At 71.9% G+C, this 14,942-nt stretch carries 20 protein-coding genes and 1 pseudogene; 17 read left to right on the forward strand and 4 right to left on the reverse strand.

Translation table 11 applies throughout. The features are described 5' to 3' along the window. The 4 genes from selA to AC2CHE_RS16045 all read left to right on the forward strand — a co-directional run. Positions 1-1,208 (forward strand): L-seryl-tRNA(Sec) selenium transferase (gene selA / locus AC2CHE_RS16030; protein ID WP_484505684.1); only part of this gene is annotated, 1,208 nt, incomplete at its 5' end. Between the two features lie 2 nt (positions 1,209-1,210). Next, positions 1,211-2,965, forward strand: coding sequence for a selenocysteine-specific translation elongation factor (gene selB / locus AC2CHE_RS16035; RefSeq protein ID WP_484505685.1), 1,755 nt, complete (start codon positions 1,211-1,213; stop codon positions 2,963-2,965). 45 nt (positions 2,966-3,010) lie between these two features. Next, positions 3,011-3,208, forward strand: a complete 198-nt coding sequence (locus AC2CHE_RS16040; protein ID WP_484505686.1) for a hypothetical protein — start codon at positions 3,011-3,013, stop codon at positions 3,206-3,208. 72 nt (positions 3,209-3,280) lie between these two features. Beyond that, complete coding sequence (locus AC2CHE_RS16045; RefSeq protein ID WP_164449908.1) at positions 3,281-3,466, forward strand: hypothetical protein; 186 nt, start codon at positions 3,281-3,283, stop codon at positions 3,464-3,466. A gap of 6 nt (positions 3,467-3,472) precedes the next feature. Here AC2CHE_RS16045 and AC2CHE_RS16050 read toward each other — a convergent pair whose 3' ends face one another. The 4 genes from AC2CHE_RS16050 to AC2CHE_RS16065 form a co-directional block, all read right to left on the reverse strand. After that, positions 3,473-4,120 (reverse strand): hypothetical protein, encoded by a 648-nt coding sequence (locus AC2CHE_RS16050; protein WP_484505687.1) that lies wholly within the window; start codon positions 4,118-4,120, stop codon positions 3,473-3,475. Positions 4,121-4,264: 144 nt separating this feature from the next. Continuing rightward, positions 4,265-4,741 (reverse strand): hypothetical protein, encoded by a 477-nt coding sequence (locus AC2CHE_RS16055; protein ID WP_484505688.1) that lies wholly within the window; start codon positions 4,739-4,741, stop codon positions 4,265-4,267. Continuing rightward, a complete protein-coding gene (locus tag AC2CHE_RS16060) occupies positions 4,738-4,953 on the reverse strand; it encodes a phosphatidylethanolamine-binding protein (protein WP_093402425.1) in 216 nt (71 codons plus the stop codon). The genes AC2CHE_RS16055 and AC2CHE_RS16060 overlap by 4 nt, the downstream gene beginning before the upstream one ends. 111 nt (positions 4,954-5,064) lie before the next feature. Beyond that, positions 5,065-5,946 carry a universal stress protein gene (locus tag AC2CHE_RS16065; protein WP_484505689.1) on the reverse strand — a complete coding sequence of 294 codons (882 nt, stop codon included), beginning with the start codon at positions 5,944-5,946 and terminating at the stop codon, positions 5,065-5,067. A 120-nt stretch (positions 5,947-6,066) separates the two neighbouring features. On the opposite strand from AC2CHE_RS16065, the pseudogene AC2CHE_RS16070 reads away from it, so the two are divergent. The 13 genes and pseudogenes from AC2CHE_RS16070 to AC2CHE_RS16130 form a co-directional block, all read left to right on the forward strand. Further along, a pseudogene (locus tag AC2CHE_RS16070) lies at positions 6,067-6,234 on the forward strand (SAM-dependent methyltransferase); the annotation flags it as partial. Positions 6,235-6,244: 10 nt separating this feature from the next. Continuing rightward, complete coding sequence (locus tag AC2CHE_RS16075; protein ID WP_484505749.1) at positions 6,245-6,511, forward strand: hypothetical protein; 267 nt, start codon at positions 6,245-6,247, stop codon at positions 6,509-6,511. A 63-nt stretch (positions 6,512-6,574) separates the two neighbouring features. After that, complete coding sequence (locus AC2CHE_RS16080) at positions 6,575-7,756, forward strand: PP2C family protein-serine/threonine phosphatase (protein ID WP_484505690.1); 1,182 nt, start codon at positions 6,575-6,577, stop codon at positions 7,754-7,756. 47 nt (positions 7,757-7,803) lie between these two features. After that, positions 7,804-8,277: a MarR family winged helix-turn-helix transcriptional regulator gene (locus AC2CHE_RS16085; protein ID WP_484505691.1), complete on the forward strand. Its 474-nt coding sequence runs from the start codon at positions 7,804-7,806 to the stop codon at positions 8,275-8,277. Between the two features lie 255 nt (positions 8,278-8,532). Next, positions 8,533-9,177, forward strand: a complete 645-nt coding sequence (clsA, locus tag AC2CHE_RS16090; RefSeq protein ID WP_484505692.1) for a cardiolipin synthase ClsA — start codon at positions 8,533-8,535, stop codon at positions 9,175-9,177. After that, a complete protein-coding gene (locus AC2CHE_RS16095; RefSeq protein WP_484505693.1) occupies positions 9,170-10,090 on the forward strand; it encodes a DUF881 domain-containing protein in 921 nt (306 codons plus the stop codon). The genes clsA and AC2CHE_RS16095 overlap by 8 nt, the downstream gene beginning before the upstream one ends. Then, the gene (locus tag AC2CHE_RS16100) at positions 10,087-10,419 is read left to right on the forward strand and encodes a small basic family protein (RefSeq protein ID WP_093402419.1); all 333 of its coding nucleotides are present in this window, start codon (positions 10,087-10,089) and stop codon (positions 10,417-10,419) included. The genes AC2CHE_RS16095 and AC2CHE_RS16100 overlap by 4 nt, the downstream gene beginning before the upstream one ends. 9 nt (positions 10,420-10,428) lie before the next feature. Further along, the gene (locus tag AC2CHE_RS16105) at positions 10,429-11,361 is read left to right on the forward strand and encodes a DUF881 domain-containing protein (RefSeq protein ID WP_484505694.1); all 933 of its coding nucleotides are present in this window, start codon (positions 10,429-10,431) and stop codon (positions 11,359-11,361) included. A 56-nt stretch (positions 11,362-11,417) separates the two neighbouring features. After that, positions 11,418-11,798: a glycine cleavage system protein GcvH gene (gene gcvH, locus AC2CHE_RS16110; RefSeq protein ID WP_484505695.1), complete on the forward strand. Its 381-nt coding sequence runs from the start codon at positions 11,418-11,420 to the stop codon at positions 11,796-11,798. 218 nt (positions 11,799-12,016) lie between these two features. After that, positions 12,017-12,469 carry an oxoglutarate dehydrogenase inhibitor Odhl gene (gene odhI, locus AC2CHE_RS16115; RefSeq protein ID WP_093402417.1) on the forward strand — a complete coding sequence of 151 codons (453 nt, stop codon included), beginning with the start codon at positions 12,017-12,019 and terminating at the stop codon, positions 12,467-12,469. 50 nt (positions 12,470-12,519) lie between these two features. Further along, positions 12,520-13,221, forward strand: a complete 702-nt coding sequence (gene ftsR / locus AC2CHE_RS16120) for a transcriptional regulator FtsR (RefSeq protein WP_484505696.1) — start codon at positions 12,520-12,522, stop codon at positions 13,219-13,221. Positions 13,222-13,392: 171 nt separating this feature from the next. Continuing rightward, complete coding sequence (locus AC2CHE_RS16125) at positions 13,393-13,857, forward strand: bifunctional nuclease family protein (RefSeq protein ID WP_013733914.1); 465 nt, start codon at positions 13,393-13,395, stop codon at positions 13,855-13,857. A 199-nt stretch (positions 13,858-14,056) separates the two neighbouring features. Then, the gene (locus AC2CHE_RS16130) at positions 14,057-14,653 is read left to right on the forward strand and encodes a MerR family transcriptional regulator (protein ID WP_484505697.1); all 597 of its coding nucleotides are present in this window, start codon (positions 14,057-14,059) and stop codon (positions 14,651-14,653) included. Positions 14,654-14,942 lie beyond the last annotated feature (289 nt).

A 14,942-nucleotide genomic window follows, 5' to 3' on the forward strand; every position in this document is an offset into this window, starting at 1 on the left:
GCGACCGGGTGCGCAGCGCGGTGCGGCAGGCCCAGGAACGGGCCCGCCGGGGTGTGATCGACCCCGCTGAGGTGCGCGACGCCGCGTTGGCCGACCTGCCGCCGCCCGTGCCACGGGTCGTGCTCAACGCCACCGGGGTGGTGCTGCACACCAATCTGGGGCGGGCCGCCCTCTCCGAGGCCGCGGTGACCGCGGTGACCGCCGCCGCCGGATACACCGACGTCGAGCTGGACCTGGGCACCGGGCGACGGGCCCGGCGGGGGCGGGAGGCGCTGGATGCTCTCGCCGCCGCCGTACCCGCCGCCGAGGCGGTGCACGTGGTCAACAACGGCGCCGCCGCGCTGGTGCTGGCGGCCACCGCGCTCGCCACCGACGCCGAGATCGTGGTCAGTCGAGGCGAACTGGTGGAGATCGGCGACGGTTTCCGGCTGCCGGACCTGCTCACCAGCACCGGTGCCCGGCTGCGGGAGGTGGGCACCACCAACCGGACCACCCTCGCCGACTATGCCGCCGCCGTCGGGCCGCGTACCGGCTTCGTCTTGAAGGTGCACCCATCGAACTTCCGGGTCACCGGGTTCACCTCGGCGGTGCCGGTGCGCCGCCTGGCCGGGCTCGGGGTGCCGGTGGTCGCCGACATCGGCTCAGGGCTGCTGGCACCCGACCCGCTGCTGCCGGACGAACCGGATGCCGCGAGCACCCTGCGGGCCGGGGCGGCGCTGGTCACGGCCAGCGGCGACAAACTGCTGGGTGGCCCGCAGGCGGGACTGTTGCTCGGCACCGGCGACCTGGTCGAGCGGCTGCGCCGGCATCCCCTGGCGCGGGCGTTGCGGGTGGACAAGCTGACTCTGGCCGCGCTGGCGGGCACCCTCGGTGACCCGGCCACCCCCACTCGCCGGGCGCTGCACGCCGACCCGGCGGCGCTGCGCCAGCGGATCGAACGGTTGCGCGACGCGCTCGTCGCCGACGGCCGCAAGGCCGAGGTGGTGCCGTCGGTGGCGGTGGTCGGCGGCGGCGGCGCACCCGGTGTCGAGCTGGACTCGTGGGCGCTGAGCCTGCCCGAGTGGTACGCGGGCGCGCTGCGTGCCGGCGACCCGCCGGTGCTGGGTCGGGTGGTCCGTGCCCGGCTGCTGCTCGACCTGCGGTGCGTGCCCGAGCGGGCCGACGGGCTGCTGCGCGCGGCGGTGCTGGCCGTGCCGGGTGACGACTGACCATGCTGGTGGTGGCCACCGCCGGGCATGTGGATCACGGCAAGTCCACGCTGGTGCGGGCGTTGACCGGGATGGAACCGGACCGCTGGGCTGAGGAACGCCGGCGGGGCATGACCATCGACCTCGGGTTCGCCTGGACGTCGCTGCCGTCGGGTCGTACGGTCGCGTTCGTCGACGTGCCGGGGCATGAGCGGTTCGTGCCGAACATGCTGGCGGGGGTGGGTCCGGTGCCGGCCGCCGTCGTGGTGGTGGCGGCGGATGCGGGATGGATGCCGCAGTCCGCCGAGCACCTGGCCGCTCTGGACGCGCTCGGCGTCGGGTACGGCCTGCTGGTGGTGACCCGCGCGGACCTGGCCGATCCGGCGGCGGCCCTGGCCCAAGCCCGGTCGGAGCTGGCGGCGACCTCGCTGGCCGGGGTGGAGACGGTGTCGGTAAGTGCCGTCACCGGCACCGGTCTGCCCGACCTGCGGGCCGCGCTGGACCGGTTGGCCGACCGGCTGCCGGTCCCGGTGCCCGACGGGCCGGTTCGGCTCTGGGTCGACCGCTGTTTCACGGTGCGGGGCAGCGGCACGGTGGTCACCGGCACCCTGGGCGCCGGGCGGCTGCGTGTCGGCGACGAGCTGGAGGTGGCGGGCACCGGTGAACCGGTGCGGGTCCGGGGCCTGCATCGGCTCGGTGTCGCCTGCGACGAGGCGGTGCCGGTGGCCCGGGTGGCGGTGAATCTGCGGGGCGTGGCCCGTGACCGGATCAGCCGTGGCGACGCCCTGCTCATCCCGGACCGGTTCCGTCCCACCGACCTGGTCGACGTGCGCCTGAGCGGTGTTGCGGTGGCCGAGCTGCCGACGACGCTGACGCTGCACGTCGGTTCGGCCGGGGTGCCGGTGCGGGTCCGGCCGCTGGGCGGGGACACCGCCCGGTTGCGGTTGAGCCGTCCGCTGCCGCTGCTGATCGGGGACCGGGCGTTGCTGCGCGATCCGGGCCGCCGCTACGTCGCCGCCGGGGTCACTGTGCTCGACGTGCTGCCGCCGCCCCTGGCGCGTCGGGGTGCGGCGGCGGCCCGGGCGGCGGTGCTGGCCACCCTGGATGGCCGCCCCGATCTCGGCGGCGAGTTGAGCCGCCGGGGCCTGGCCCGCATCGGCGACCTGGTGCGGGCAGGCGTACCGGTGACGGAAACTCCGGTGGCGGGTGACTGGCTGGCCGATCCGCAGCACTGGCGGCGGCTGGGCGAGCGGCTCGCCGTTGCCGTGTCCGAGTACGCCCACAGGAATCCGCTGGCGGCGGGTGCCCCGGTCGAGGAACTGCGTCGACACCTCGACCTGCCCGACCGGTCCCTGGTCGAGGCCCTGGTGAGGTCGCCGCTGCGACTGGTCGCCGGTCGGGTGGTGGCACCGGGCACGGGTTCGTTGCCCGAGCCGGTGGCCCGTGCGTTGGCTCTGGTGAGCGAGGACTACGCGGCACATCCGTTCCGCGCCCCCGACGCCGACCGGCTCGCCGCCGTCGGGCTCGGTACCCGGGAGATCGGTGCCGCGGTGCGGGCCGGGGCGCTGCTGCGGTTGACCGGTAACGTGCTGCTGCTGCCCGGCGCGCCGCAGCAGGCGGTGCGGGTGCTGACCGGGCTGCCGCAGCCGTTCACCCTCAGTGCCGCCCGGCAGGCCCTCGACACGACCCGCCGGGTGGCGGTGCCGCTGCTGGAGTTACTGGACCGGCAGGGACTTACCCGTCGGCTACCCGACGATGCCCGGTTGGTGGTGGATTGAGCACATCGTCGGCCGGCACCGGAGCTGGGCACCTACCGTGACGGCATGGACCCCTCCGCGGTCTGGCGGGACCGGCAGCACCGGTGGCGGATCGAGGCGTACCGGGCGCCGGACCTGCGGTTCGCCGTCTTTGCGACAAACGGCACCACCGAGTCCGCGCCGCTGTGGCTGTTCGGCATGTCGGCGCTGGCCCGCTGGCTGATGAGTCACAAGATCTCCCTCGACGACCTGGAGGTCGACTGAGCGTTCCCTCACCCGAAGGACAATCACGGTAAATCGGCTGAATCGGGATCTCTGGTGGGTACCGTGCCAGCTGTGAAGGACCGAGGCATCCGAAAGTTCCTCGCGGTGCTCGCCGGCCTCGCGGTGATCTACTTCGGCACCACGGGCCGGTCGCCGGAGGAGGGTCGCGGCCTCTCCGGCGGGCTGGTGGTGCTGGCGCTGCTGGCGTCGCTGCTGGTGTGGTACCTGACCAGACCCGGCGGCGACGCGGCGAAGTGACGACGCTCAGCGGGCCGCCACGCCGCGGCTGATCTGCCCGGCCGACTCCTCGCCGAGGGCGACCCGCACCAGTGCCGAGGCGAGCCGACCGAAGTCGACGTCGTCGACGAGCCGGGCCAGCCGGTCCGCGCTGGCGGGCAGCCCGAGTCGCCGCGCGCCGGCCACCGCCCGCCGGTCGGCGTAGGGGCGCAACTGCGGCCAGACCGACTGCACCTCGCGGAGGAAGATGTCCGCGCCGGTGGGCCCGATGCCGGGAAACTCGGTGAGCAGCCGACGAAGCTGCGCCGGCTCACCGGCCGCCTCCCGGTGCAACCGCCGCAGGTCGCCGTGCCAGCGGTCCAGACAGAGCCGGGCGCCCGAGCCGAGCATGGTGGCGGTCCGTTCGTCGTAGCGGCGGTAGTGTCCGCGCCCCAACGCGTCGACCCGTTCCTGCCAGCTGGCGGCCTCCATGGCCTGCGGGGTCCGGTAGCCGGCAGCGAAGAGTTCCCGGGCCGCCGCCAGCCCCACCTGAGCCCGGATGCGGGTGCTGAGCAGCGTGACCAGCACCAGCAACTGGTACAGCGGCGCCGGTCGGTCGGCCAGCGCGATGCCGGCCTCCTCGGCGTACGTGCGGCGGGTCAGCAGGGACCGCGCCAGCGCCCGTTGGTCGCCCATCCTCGGGGTGTACCCGCCGCCGGCCTGGTTAGCCCTCGCCGTGGTCAGCGGGCCGGAATGCCGCCGACGGGGGCGGGTAAGCCGCGGGTGACGCGGCGCCGCGCCGCGCACGGGCGAAGGGAGACGACCGTGACGAACCCGCAGCTAGGCCCTTCTGCCAGTTGACGGCCGCAGCCGGTTCCAGGTGGCTGCGGCCGTCAACCCGAAGGTGAGGTGCGGGACGATGTCGGCGACCCAGTCGACGCGCCGCCAGGTACGTGGATCGGTGACGCCGAGCAGGGTCAGCGACCCGTCCGACAGTGTCATCAGCCCCCCGCCGAGCAGTGTGGCCGCCCGCAGCATCGGCTGTCGGCGACCCCGGGCCAGCAGCGCGAAGCCGACCGTCGCGGCCGCGCCGAGCCCGTAGCCCAGCAGGGCGCCGAGTCCGCTGCGCCGGTTGTCCGCCTGCTGCGGCGACCCGAGGGACAGATGGAAGGCGCGGGCCAGCTTGTCGGCGCTCTGCTCCGGCGTCTGGCTGGCCGGCCGGGCGCGGGCCGTCATGTCCAGGTAGGTGACGATGTTGAGCGCGGTGGTGCCGACGGCCCCGGCGATGAGGCCGTCGGTCAGGTCGGCGGCCCTCACTTCTTCGGATCCCCGGGCTCGCGGTTTCCCTTGGGTCCGTAGGCGCGCTCGCCCCGCACGACGCCGCGCCGGCCCCGATCCTCCCGCAGGATCCGGTTGGCCGCCTCGTCGGCCTTCTGGTCCGGCGTGCGCCGGCCGGAGCCGTCGATGGCGTTGCGCAGGCGGGCACGCTGCTTGTCGTAGGCGTTGCTGCCGGGCCGAGGTCCTGGCATCGCTGTCTCCCCTTAGGTCGTCGCCGGTGGCGTCGGTGACCTCCCTGGTCGTCGCCGGTGGCGTACGCGGCCCGTCTACCCGCCTGGACCGTCGTCAACCGTGCCCGCCGGTCACCGGGGGCCGCGTACCACCGCGACCGGACAGTGGCTGTGGTGCAGCATCGACTGGCTCACCGAACCCAGCAGCAACCCGGTCACCTCACCACGCCCCTGCCCCCCGACCACCAGCAGTTGCGCCCGGCGCGAGGCGTCGGTGAGCACCCGGGCGGCCCGCCCTCGAACCGACTCCCGGGTGATCGGCACCTCCGGGTACCGCTCGGTCAGCCCGGCGATGGACTCGGCCACCGCACGGTCCTCGTCGTCGCGCAACTCGGACTCGTCGTACACCAGCGGCTGCATGTCACCCGGGCCGGTGGACACCGGGTGCCGGTAGGTGTGCAGGGCGAGCACCCCGGCGCCGCGCAGGGCGGCCTCGTCGACGGCGAACTCCACGGCCCGGCGGGACGGTTCGGAGCCGTCCACCCCGACCACCACCGCACCGTCGGGGTGCTGCGCTCCGCGCGCCACCAGCACCGGGCAATCGGCGTACGCGGCCAGCTGCACCGCGACCGAGCCGAGCAGCAACGCGGCGAAACCGCCGGCACCGCGATCACCGAGGACCATCATCGCCGCGCCGGGGGCCTCGGCGAGCAGTACGGCCGCGGCCTCACCGTCGATTATCTCGCCGGTGACCCGCAGCCCCGGCGCGGTCGCCTCGGCCTCGTCGACAGCCTCGGCGACCAGCCGTTCCGCCCGCGCCCGCAGGCCACCGTCGGGGACTCTCTCCGTGGCCGGCCGGACGGGGGAGTGCAGCGTCGGCCAGATGAACGCGTGCACCACCCGCAGCGGGCGGTCACGGCGGGCTGCCGTCGCGGCGGCCAGTCGTACCGCGGCGCGGGCGGACTCGGAGCCGTCCACGCCGACCACCACCGCCGCGCCGCTGACCGAGTTCACCGTCGCCTCCCTGTGCTGGGACCGGTTCGGGTCAGTATCGCCGCCCCCGACGGCCAGCGGGGCGATACCGGTGAGGCACGTGCTGTCGGTACGCCGGCGCCTGGCGAAGGAGCGTCGTCGATGGTGGAGCCCGACCAGCCCGTACCGCACGATCGATCGATCCCTGGGCTCGGCGGGTCGCACCACTACCGGGTGGCCGCCGCCCGCGCCTTCGAGCAGGCGTACGGACAGTGTGCTCCGGTCTTGCGGGCGCTGCGCGCCTTCCTCGGCCGGGCCGTACGGGCGATCGCCGCTACCGGTGTGGACCGTTTCCTGGTGTTCGGGGCCGGGCAGCCACCCGGCGATCGACTCCGGCACCGAGGAACTCGCCGCCCATCCGCAGGCGCTGGCGATGCTGGGGCCGGCGTTCCGGATGCGTCCGCCGGCCGCGTCCTGGCCCGTTGCTGGGGCGTTGGCAGCCGACCCGGGACGGGATCGTGCCGGTGACCCACTGGCGACCGGAGGGACGGCCGGCGGAGGTGCCGGAGCGTTCCACGGTGCCGCCGCCGTGCCCTCGGTCGGGTGACCATGGGCGAAACCACCTCCGTATGATGCTTGCCCCAGCGCAAGTATTTTTCGGAGGATGGTCATGTCGGATGCGTCCACGGGGATCTCCCGCGCCCTGCGCGAGGCCCCGCCCGACCGTGTGGTCGAGGCCGCCGACGAGGCCATCCGGTCGGCGCTCGGCGCGTCGGGCACCACGGTGTTCGTCGCCGATTACCGCATCAGCGGGCTGTGGCCGGTGCTCGACCCCCGTCGGCCCGCCGCGGCGGCCCCGGACGTTCAGGCTACGGTGCAGCGCTGCTTCAGCAGCCAGCAGCCGGTGTGGGAGTCCGGTGCGGACGGGCGGTGCCGGGTCTACGTGCCGCTGACGGTGTGGGGTGAACGGCTGGGCGTGCTCATGGTCGAGTTGGCCGGGAAGGCGACGGAGTCGGTGATGGGCGAGGCGGTCGACATCGCCGGGGACATGGCGATGGCGCTGCGTGCCGCCGACCGGGGAACTGACCGCTACCGGCGGGCCCGGCGGCGGGAGCGGCTGAGCATGGCCGCCGAGTTGCAGTGGGAACTGCTGCCGGGACGCAGCGTCAGCCATGACTCCTTCCAACTGGCCGGCCAGCTGGAACCGGCGTACACGGTGGGTGGTGACCACTTCGACTGGTCGTTGGACGAGGGCCGGCTGACCGTCACCGTGCTCAACGGCGACGGTATCGGGCTCGCCGCCGCCCTGTTGACGGCGGTGACGGTCAACGCCATGCGTAACGCCCGCCGCTCCGGGGGCGGTCTGGTGGAACAGGCCGAACTGGCCTCCGACACGGTCTACTACCAGCATCGGGGGCATCGGCACGTGGCGACGTTGTTGCTCGAACTGGACTGTGCCACCGGGCGGGTGCGGGCGGTGGACGCCGGCTCGCCGCGTCTGGTGCGGGTGCGCGGCGGCGCGGTCTCCCGGGTCGATCTCGAGCAGCAGCTTCCGCTGGGGATGTTCGGCGAGACCCGTTATGACCTACAGGAGTTCGACCTCGACCCGGGGGACCGGTTGTTCATCGTCTCCGACGGGGTGTGGGCGGCCGATCCGAGCGGCCGGGAGACGTACGGCGAGCGGGCCATGGCCCGCTCGATGCGGGCGACGCGGTTGCAGCCGCCGACCGAGGCGGTTGGTACGGTGATGCGCGAGTTGCAGACCTTCCACGCGGACACCGACCTGCGCGACGACGCGGTCGTCGTCTGCCTGGACTGGCATGGCTCGGCCGCCGGTCGGGCACAGGGCTGACCGGCGGATCGTTGCAGGACCAGCGGGACAATCGCAGGAGACCTCGGGTGGAGCGACCGGATCTCACCGCGGCGATCGACGCGGCCGCCGAGACGCTGGTGGGCGTGCTCGACTCGGCTGTCTCCCGGCACCGGCTCTCGGTGTCGCCGACCCAACTGCGGGCGCTGTCCCTGCTGAGTATCCGTCCCGAGATCAACGTCAACGGGCTGGCCGCGCTGCTGGACGTGGTGCCCTCCTCGGCGAGTCGGCTCTGTGACCGGCTGGAGGCGATCGGGTTGGTGCGGCGCACGGCAGACCCGCGCGACCGTCGGGAGGTGCGCCTCGTTCCGACGGCGGCGGCCGAGGTGCTGCTGGCGGAGGTGCGATCCCGCCGGCACGAAGCGGTGCGGGCCGTGCTCGAACGGATGCCGGCCCGAGGGCGGCAGGACCTGTTGGGGGCGCTGGTGGCGTTCGGTCAGGCGGCGACGATGTCGGGAACCGCGCGCGCTGCCGCCCGCAGCGGACGAATGCACGTCGAGTAGCGTCCTAGGACGCCTTACGCGTAGTGACGCCCCTCACAGTCATGCCGACCAACATCCGGCGCGCGCACGCTGGGCAGCCAAAGGACGACGGCAGCCCGCTATAGTGGCAGCGCATTCGACCGGCCCGTGATCATCGACGATGGACGGCGGGGCAGGGGATCACAGGGGGCGCCGGCAGCAGCCGGCTGGACACGCGTACGACGCCGCACGGCGGACCTGGTCCGCGGTGCCCGAGCGCGCCGCGGAGGAGGTTCGGTGTCGGGTCGGGCGGCTCGGGCGGAGCAACCGCAGGCCCGCGACGGCGACGGCCGGGGACCGAACGATCGGGTGCTCACCTGGCCGAACCTGATCAGCTTCGTCCGCCTGCTGGGTGTTCCCCTGTTCCTCTTCCTGTTCCTGGTGGCGCGCGCCGACGCTGCCGCGGTCGTGGTGTTGGCAGTCGGCGGCACCAGCGACTGGGTGGACGGCTGGATCGCCCGGCGGCTGGGGCAGGTCAGCCGACTGGGCGAGTTGCTCGACCCGCTCGCCGACCGGCTCTACATCCTCGCCACGCTGGTCGCGTTCACTGTCCGCGAAGTGGTGCCCTGGCAGTTCACCGCCGCGCTGCTGGCGCGGGAGTTGCTGCTGCTGGGCTCGCTCGGCGTGCTGCGGCGGCACGGCTACGGGCCGCCGCCGGTGCACTACGTCGGTAAGACGGCCACCTTCCTGCTGCTGGCCGCCTTTCCGATCCTGCTGCTGGCCGCGGTGGTGCCGACGGCCGCGACGGTGGCCGGTGCGATCGGCTGGGCGTTGGCGTGGTGGGGTCTGGTGCTCTACTGGGTCGCTGGCGCGCTGTACGTGATCCAGGCCCGGCAGTTGGTGCGGGCGGTACGCGGTCGGCGGGAGGGCCGTCATGAGTGACGATCCCGGTCAGAGTCGGCGTGGGCCGAGAGCCTTCACTCCGGACTTCCTCACCGAGTTGTTCCGTAATCCGTTGGATCCGGGCTACTCCGACGCGGCGGCCCGGCGGGCGGAGACCGGCCGGCCGGCGCGGTCGGGCTGGTCGGTGGGGCCGGTCGGCCTGGTGGTGATCGCGCTGCTCGGTTTCCTGTTCGCGGTGGCCTACCGGCAGACGATGGCCGAGGAGCCGGGTCGTGCGCAGGCCCGTTCCGGCCTGGTGGCGCAGATCAAGCAGCGCCAGGGTGAGACTGACGCCTTGTCGGCTCGGGCCGAGGAACTGCGTGAGGAGGTCAGCCGGCAGCGGGAGGCCGCGTTGGGTGGTTCTCGCGCGGCCCGGTTGCGGGAGCTGGAGGCGAGTACCGGCCTGGGGCGGGTGCGCGGTGACGGTGTGGTGGTGGAGTTGGCGGACGCGCCGGCTGGTCAGGATTCGCTCGGTGGCGCCGATGCCGGTCCGGCCCAGGTGATCTATCTCGATCTGCAGAGCGTGGCGAACGATCTCTGGGGTGCCGGCGCGGAGGCGATCGCGATCAACGGGCAGCGGTTGACGTCGACGTCGACGATCCGTTCCGCGGGTCAGGCGATCCTGGTGGATTTCCGTCCGGTGACCGGGCCGTACGAGGTGAGCGCGATCGGGCCGGATGGCATGCGCAAGCGGTACGAGGCCAGCGGGAGCGCGTTGACGATGCGTCAGGTGGCGAAGGTGACGGGGTTGTCGTTCGCGGTGCGGGACGCCGATGACCTCACGCTGCCGGCTGCCCCGGAGCCGCGGCTACGCTACGCGGAGCCCGCGGTGAGTCCGAGTGTGTCGTCGTCGGGTCGTGACGAGTCGTCCGGCTCGGGTACGTCCCCCAGTCCCTCCGGAGGTGGTCGATGATCGCGGTGCTGGCCCTGTTGGCCGGGGTGCTGCTCGGGCTGTGGCTTGATCCCACGGTGCCGGCGGCGTTGCAGCCGTACCTGCCGATCGCGGTGGTGGCCGCGTTGGACGCGGTGTTCGGTGGGGTTCGGGCGAAGCTGGACCGCATCTTCGACGACAAGCAGTTCGTGGTGTCGTTCATCTCGAACGTGCTGGTGGCTGCGTTGATCGTGTATCTGGGTGACCAGTTGGGGGTGGGCGGTCAGTTGTCCACCGGTGTGGTGGTCGTGTTGGGTGTCCGCATCTTCGGCAACGTGGCGGCGATCCGTCGGCACCTGTTCCGGGCGTAGGTTTGTGGCGTGAGTGACGAGCACACGCAGACGGGTACGGGGTGGCCGCAGCCGGCGGAGCCGGCGCGGCCGGATGGCCCGGCGGGGGAGCCGGATCCGCGCCCGGAGGCACCGGATCCGGACGAGTTGAGTCCGTTGTCGCCGCAGGTGCACCCGGCGAGGGAGGACGAGGATCCGTCGGCCGCGCCGGACGGAGCGGCGCCGGTGGAGCCGGCGGAGGGGGTCGCTGCGGTGGCGTCGCCGTGGCAGCGGTTCAGTTCGGCGGCGGTGATGATCGTCGTGTTGCTGGGGCTGTTGGGGTTCACCCTGGCGGTGCAGTTGAAGATGACGTCGACGGATTCGTCGTTGGCGGCGGCGCGGCAGGAGGATCTGGTTCGGATCCTGTACGACCTGGAGGCGCGGGAGATCCGGCTGCGGCAGGACATCGCCGCGTTGGAGGAGAGTCAGCGGCAGTTGCGTTCGGGTGAGCAGGGGCGTCAGGCCGCGTTGGAGGAGGCGACCCGGCGTGCGGACGAGCTGGGCATCCTGGCCGGCACGCTGCCGGCGCGGGGTCCGGGTCTGACGGTGCGGTTCCAGGCGGGGGCGAAGCCGATTTCGGCGGTGCGGGTGCTGGATGCGATGCAGGAGTTGCGGGGTGCCGGGGCGGAGGCGATGCAGATCTCCGGTGGTGACCAGGCGACGGTGCGGATCGTGGCGTCGACGTACTTCCTCAACGGGGAGAACGGCGCGTTGGTCGTGGACGGGCGTCCGTTGACGGGGCCGTTCACCATCACGGTGCTGGGTGACCCGGCGACGATGCGTACGGCGCTCAACATTCCTGGTGGGGTGGTGGCGTCGGTGGCTGGCGACGGCGGTAACGTGATCGTTGAGGAGCGTGAGGTTGCCGAGGTGTCGGCGCTGCACGTGCCCCGCCCGCTGGAACATGCCCGTCCGGCCTCCTGAAGGTCGGTGGGCCGGCACCGGTTGGTCCGGTGTCGCGATGGATGAGGACGCTGCTGGTGATTCCTGAGGATCTGCGTTACACCGCCGAGCATGAGTGGGTGGCCGTCGCGGACGGCGGGGCCGTCCGGGTGGGCATCACTCAGTTCGCGCAGGATGCGCTCGGCGACATCGTGTTTGTGCAGTTGCCGGAGGCGGGTGCGACGGTGGCGGCCGGTGCGTCGTTGGGTGAGATCGAGTCGACCAAGAGCGTGTCGGAGCTGTACGCGCCGGTGGCCGGTACGGTGTCGGCGCGTAACGAGGTATTGGTCGACACCCCCGAGGTGATCAACAGTGATCCGTACGGCGCGGGTTGGTTGGTGGAGATCACCGTGGCGGATCCGGCGGTGGTGGACGGCTTGTTGAGCGCGGCTGCGTATCGCGAGTTGACCGAGAGCTGAGCTTTTTGCTGTGCGGGCGGGGCGGTGTCTGCCGCGCGTCCGGTTGCCCTGTTTTTCGGCGCTGGCTAGGCTCGCCCAGTCGACCGAGAACCCATTAGTCGAGCGTCGCGGACAGCCTTTCGGGGCATGGTGAGCCAGCCGCCGGGTGGATGAGAGCCCGGCGGCCAGACCCGCCGTCACCCGACGCCGACCGAAACAGATTCCGTGAGGTGGTCCCCATGACTCGCCCAGGCGACGAGTTCCCCCCGCTCGACGTCACGTCGACGCTCAATCTCGGTTCGCTCGAGGAAGCGCTGGAGGGGCCGGACACCGATGTGGTGCCGAGCCGGATGTCCGGTTCGCTGCCGCCGGGGATGGCGCTGCTGGTGGTCCGGCGGGGGCCGAACGCGGGTGCCCGGTTCCTGTTGGATCACGATGTGACGACCAGTGGCCGGCATCCGGACAGTGACATCTTTCTCGACGATGTGACGGTGTCGCGTCGGCATGCGGAGTTCCACCGGGATGGTGGGACGTTCACGGTGCGGGACGTGGGCAGTTTGAACGGCACGTATGTGAACCGGGAGCGGGTCGAGGCGGCGACCTTGAGCAACGGTGACGAGGTGCAGATCGGCAAGTTCCGGGTGGTGTTCATTGCCGGTCCGCGCCCGGAGGGTGAGGCCGGCCGGGGGTGAACGAGCCTGCGGCCTCCAGGCCGTCCGGGGTGGGTGGCGCCCGGCCGTTGATGAGTATCGGCGAGGTGCTGGCCCAGTTGCGGGCGGATTTTCCGGACGTGACGATTTCGAAGTTGCGGTTTCTTGAGGCCGAGGGCCTGGTGGAGCCGCAGCGCACGGCGGCGGGTTACCGGAAGTACGGCTGGGACGATGTGGCGCGGCTGCGGTTCGTGTTGACGGCGCAGCGGGATCAGTATCTGCCGTTGCGGGTGATCCGGGAGCAGTTGGCACGGTGGGACGCCGACGGTGAGGTGCCGGAGGGGTCGCGTCCGGCGTTGGTGGCGGTGGGCCCCGACGGTGAGGTGCCGGGTCGTGGTGCGGCGGCTTCGGTCGAGTCGGCGCCGGTCCGGTTGGATCGTGCCGAGTTGGTGGCGCGTAGTGGGCTGGACGAGTCGACGTTGGGTGAGTTGGAGCGGCTCGGGTTGGTGGTGTCGGATCCGCCGGGGTGGTATGACGGCGACGCGTTGATCATTGCGCGGGCGGTGGCGGGTCTGGCGGCGTACGGGTTCCAGCCGAGGCACCTGCGGGGTTATCGGACGGCGGCGGATCGCGAGGTCGGTTTGTTCGCGCAGTTGGTGGCGCCGTTGGTGCGGCAGAGTGATCCGGCGGCGCGGGCGCGGGCGGCGGAGACGGCGCGGGAGTTGGTGGCGTTGTCTCAGCAGTTGCATGCGGCGTTGGTGCGGGTGGGCTTGCGTTCGACGTTGGGTCGGTGAGGTGCGTGTGCGTACTGATCGGCTGGTTGGTGAGTGGCGTAGGCTTGCGGGGGTAACCCCTCTTCTGGCGCGGTTGGGTGCGTGTAGCGCATGAGACGGCCGTGTCGCGGTCCGTGTACCGTGCAGAGAAGGGCGCGGTGCGGCGTAGGTGACAACGACACGGAGGCGGCGGTGCGCGAGCTGAGCGTGGTCGGGGTTCGGGTGGAGTTGCCCAGTAACCAGCCGATCGTCCTGCTCAGGGAGGTCGAGGGGGACCGCTATCTGCCGATCTGGATCGGCGCGGTCGAGGCGACGGCGATCGCTTATGAGCAGCAGGGTGTCAAGCCGGCGCGTCCGCTGACCCATGATCTTCTGCGGGATGTGTTGGCGGCGTTGAAGGCGCCGTTGCGGGCGGTGGAGATCACCGAGTTGAAGGAGAACGTGTTCTTCGCTGATCTGTTGATCGGTGATGGGGTGCGGGTTTCGGCTCGGCCGAGTGACTCGATCGCTCTGGCGTTGCGGGTGGGTGCGCCGATTCGTTGTGCGGAGCAGGTCCTCAGTGAGGCGGGGATCGTGATTCCCGACGAGCAGGAGGACGAGGTGGAGAAGTTCCGGGAGTTCCTGGAGCAGGTTCGCCCGGAGGATTTCGCCGGCTGAGAGTTCGGCCCTGCCGGTGTCGGTGGGAAGGCCGCGTGGGCGGTGACTGTCGGTGATGGTGATGGTCATCGCTGTCCATGCGCGGCGTGTCGCGACGGTTTCTCCGTGGTAACTCCTGGCGGTCGCTATAGGGTTGCCGTGTCGAGGGGTGCGCGTCCCGGAAGCGGCGTGGCACCGCACTGACGGGGAGGTTGTCCGGATGTACGAGCCGCGGGATTCCGATCAGGGTGCGGTGTCGGGTGAGCCGGGTGGGATGCCCGAGTCGGCAACTGACGGTGACGGTGCGGTGGGGTACCGGGGTGTGACGGCCTGCCATGCGGTGGGGATCAGCTACCGCCAGTTGGATTATTGGGCGCGTACGGCTCTGGTGGTGCCGAGTGTGCGGGACGCGTCGGGTTCCGGCACGCAGCGGTTGTACTCGTTTCGCGACCTGGTGGTGTTGAAGGTGGTGAAGCGGCTGCTGGACGCCGGGGTGTCGTTGCAGAACATCCGGAAGGCGATCGAGGCGTTGCGGTCGCGTGGGGTGGCGGATCTGGCCGGCATCACGTTGATCTCCGATGGGACGACCGTTTACGAGTGTCGTTCGCCGGAGGAGGTGGTCGACCTGTTGCAGGGTGGCCAGGGGGTGTTCGGCATCGCGATCGGTGGCGCGTTCAAGGAGATCCAGGGTTCGTTGTCGCATCTGCCGGCGGAGCCGGCGGCGGTGCCGCTGGAGCCGGGGCCGGCTGAGGGTGCCGAGGTTGGTGCGGTGGGCGACGAGTTGGCCGCGCGGCGGGCCCGGCGGCGGGCTGGTTGAGTCGTTCCACTGTGTCGTGCGTTCGGGCGTGCCGCTGGTGACGTTCGGCTGTTGTCAGGGCTGCGGCCGTCCTGGTTGATCACTGTGGGTGTGGTTACGGTTGTCCAGAGGTGACGGTCTCGCGTGAGATTTGTGGCCTTTCGTGTCTGGTTGTAGCCAGGATTCCTATGGGCCGGCGGTGACGGGGCGGACGCGGCACGCTATCGTCCGACACGGTCTGCCGGCTGCCGCTGCCGTGGGGTGGTTCCGGTGTCGGCGGGTCGTCGTTGCGCGCGCTGACACCGCGCGT

Source organism: Micromonospora sp. ATLC16, from assembly GCF_057196645.1.